Source organism: Streptococcus sp. DD11, assembly GCF_001578865.1.
Taxonomy (GTDB): Bacteria; Bacillota; Bacilli; order Lactobacillales; family Streptococcaceae; genus Streptococcus; species Streptococcus panodentis.
This window is the reverse complement of sequence record NZ_KQ969462.1, coordinates 1-368: the sequence shown is the minus strand read 5'-3', so window position 1 is coordinate 368 and position 368 is coordinate 1. Positions and strand designations below refer to the sequence as shown.

Annotated in this window: 1 protein-coding gene; it reads left to right on the top strand. The window is 58.4% G+C overall.

Going from position 1 to position 368, the window contains the following annotated elements; genetic code table 11:
- A partial coding sequence (locus tag STRDD11_RS13400) for an ATP-binding cassette domain-containing protein (protein WP_128837683.1) occupies positions 1-368 on the top strand: 368 nt, incomplete at both ends.

Below are 368 nucleotides of genomic sequence, written 5' to 3'. Positions count from 1 at the left end.
TCCTCATGCGCTTTTATAATCTGGACAGCGGCCGGATTTTGCTGGATGGCCGAGACATGACGGACTACAGCCGGGCTTCTCTGCGCCAGCAGTTTGGCATGGTTTTGCAGGAGACTTGGCTCAAGACAGCCACCATCCATGACAATATTGCCTTTGGCCGGCCGGATGCCAGCCGGGAGCAGGTAGTGGCGGCTGCCAAGGCAGCCAATGCCCATTTCTTTATCCAGCAGCTGCCCCAGGGCTATGATACCTATCTGGCCGACGCGGGGGACTCCCTGTCTCAGGGCCAGCGCCAGCTCCTGACCATCGCCCGAGTCTTTCTGGCGGTGCCTAAGATTCTCATTCTGGACGAGGCGACTTCTTCCATT